Origin of the sequence: Shinella agrisoli (assembly GCF_046557955.1) — a bacterium.
GTDB lineage: Bacteria > Pseudomonadota > Alphaproteobacteria > Rhizobiales > Rhizobiaceae > Shinella.
The window spans coordinates 1-2,470 of sequence record NZ_JBJIEP010000057.1 but is presented as its reverse complement, the minus strand read 5'-3'; the positions used below and the strand labels follow the sequence as shown (position 1 = coordinate 2,470).

Sequence of the window (2,470 nt, the reverse complement as noted above, 5' to 3'; positions counted from 1 at the left end):
GGGCACTTTCGGCTATCTCGTGCCGGCATTGCTGCTCATCGTCCTCTTCTTCATCGTGCCGGTGCTCATGCTCCTCCTACGCAGCGTTCTCGAACCGGAGCCTGGATTGCAGAACTATGCGGTCCTTCTCGGCTCGACGACCTATCTGCGCGTTTTCCTGAACACCTTCATGGTGGCGGGCGTTGTGACGGTGGTCTCGATCGTCGTCGGCTATCCGGTCGCCTGGCTGCTCGCCATCATGCCCGAGAAGTGGTCGCGCATCGTGCTGGCGATCATCATCCTGTCGATGTGGACGAACCTGCTGGCCCGCACCTATGCCTGGATGGTGCTGCTGCAGCGCACGGGCGTCGTGAACAAGACGCTCATGGGGCTGGGCCTGATCGACAGTCCCCTGCCGCTCGTCAACAACCTCATCGGCGTCACCATCGGCATGACCTACATCATGCTGCCCTTCGTCATCCTGCCGCTGATGGGGGTGATACGCTCCATCGATCCGGCGATCCTGCGCGCCGCGGCCCTGTGCGGAGCGGGCAGGCTGCAATGCTTCCTCAGGGTCCTGCTGCCGCTCTCGCTTCCCGGCATAGCGGCCGGCGCGCTTATGGTCTTCGTGATGTCGCTCGGCTATTTCGTGACGCCCGCGCTGCTCGGCGGCACCTCGAACATGATGCTCGCGGAACTGGTCGCGCAATTCGTCCAGTCGCTGGTGAACTGGGGCATGGGGGGAGCGGCCGCACTGGTTCTGCTCGTCGTCACCCTTGCGCTCTACGCCGTCCAGCTTCGCTATTTCAATCCGAACGGAAGAGGGGCGTAGCCATGCTTCTCGATTTCGACAAGCTCGGCGGGCTGCGCGGCTTCCTCATCGCCCTGGCGGTCCTGGTCTGCCTGTTCCTCATCGTGCCGATCATCTTCATCGCGGCGCTCTCCTTCGGCTCCTCGCAATGGCTGATCTTTCCGCCGCCCTCCTGGACGCTGAAGTGGTATCAGGACCTCTTTGCCGATCCGAGGTGGCTCTATTCGGCGCTGACGAGCCTGAAGATCGCCGCGATCGTCACCGTCCTTTCGGTCGTGATCGGCTTCCTTGCCGCGCTCGGCCTCGACCGCGGACGCTTCGTCGGCCGGGATTTCCTGCGGGCCCTGTTCCTGACGCCCATGATCCTGCCCGTCGTCGTGCTGGCGGTGGCGCTCTACGCCCTTTTCCTGAAGCTCGGGCTTGCGGGCACGACGCTCGCCTTCATCATCGCCCACCTGCTGATCGCGCTGCCGTTCTCGATCATCTCGATCGGCAATGCGCTGGAAGGCTTCGACCGCTCGATCGAGGATGCGGCCATCCTGTGCGGGGCGAGCCCCTGGGAGGCGCGCCTGCGTGTGACGGTGCCGGCCGTCAGTCACGGCATCTTCGCCGCCGCCGTCTTCTCCTTCCTCGCCTCCTGGGACGAGGTGGTCCTTGCCATCTTCATGGCGAGCCCGACGTTGCAGACGCTTCCGGTGAAGATCTGGTCGACGCTGCGGCAGGACCTGACGCCGGTGATCGCGGCCGCTTCCACACTGCTCATCGCCTTCACGATAATCCTGATGGTTGTCGCGGCGCTCTTCCGCAAGGGACGAAAAGCATGAACCACCCCTTCCTCAGCATTCGCGGCATCCGCAAGTCCTATGGCGCGGTCACCGCGGTGAAGACCGTCAGCATGGACATTGCCGAAGGGGAGTTCATGACCTTCCTCGGCCCCTCGGGTTCGGGAAAGTCGACGACCCTCTACATCCTCGCAGGCTTCCAGGATCCGAGCGGCGGCGACATCCTGCTGAACGGCCGGAGCCTCCTGTCCACGCCCTCGCACAAGCGGAACATCGGCATGGTGTTCCAGCGCTACACGCTCTTCCCGCACCTGTCGGTCGGCGAGAACGTGGCCTTTCCGTTGCGCATCCGCCGCCGCCCGAAGGCCGAGATCGCCGAGCGCGTAAAGGCCGCCTTGAAGCTCGTCCGCCTCGAAGGCTTCGAGGACCGGATGCCGGCCAACATGTCCGGCGGCCAGCAGCAGCGCGTGGCGCTCGCCCGCGCGCTCGTCTACAACCCGCCCGTCCTCCTGATGGACGAGCCGCTCTCGGCGCTCGACAAGAAGCTGCGCGAGGAGATCCAGTTCGAGATCCGCCGCATCCACCAGGAGACGGGCGTGACGATCCTCTACGTCACGCACGACCAGGAGGAGGCGCTGCGCCTGTCGGACCGCATCGCCGTGTTCAGCCAGGGCGAGATCGACCAGATCGGGACCGGACCGGAGCTCTATTCCAATCCCGCCACCCGCTTCGTCGCCGGCTTCATCGGCGACAGCAACTTCCTCGATGCCACCGTGGTCGCGAGCGCGGCAGGCAAGGCCAGGCTCTCCCTCGCCGACGGCGCCATCGTCGACGGCGTGCCGCTGCACGGAGCGCCGGGCGACGGGGCAAAGGCATCCCTCATGCTGCGACCGGAGCG

3 protein-coding genes are annotated in these 2,470 nt (G+C 65.3%); all 3 read left to right on the top strand.

Annotated elements, in window-relative coordinates; translation table 11 throughout:
• The coding region (locus ACIIOY_RS26715) for an ABC transporter permease (RefSeq protein ID WP_411037701.1) at positions 1 to 811 on the top strand (811 nt) is incomplete at its 5' end.
• Between the two features lie 2 nt (positions 812 to 813).
• Entirely contained in the window at positions 814 to 1,614 is an 801-nt protein-coding gene (locus ACIIOY_RS26710; RefSeq protein WP_411037700.1) for an ABC transporter permease, read from the top strand.
• Positions 1,611 to 2,470 (top strand): ABC transporter ATP-binding protein (locus ACIIOY_RS26705; protein WP_411037699.1); only part of this gene is annotated, 860 nt, incomplete at its 3' end. The genes ACIIOY_RS26710 and ACIIOY_RS26705, both read left to right, overlap by 4 nt.

Bases quoted from the DNA above. Each gene is read 5' to 3' on its own strand.
- ACIIOY_RS26710 (WP_411037700.1), top strand. From the start codon at position 814: ATGCTTCTCGATTTCGACAAGCTCGGCGGGCTGCGCGGCTTCCTCATC.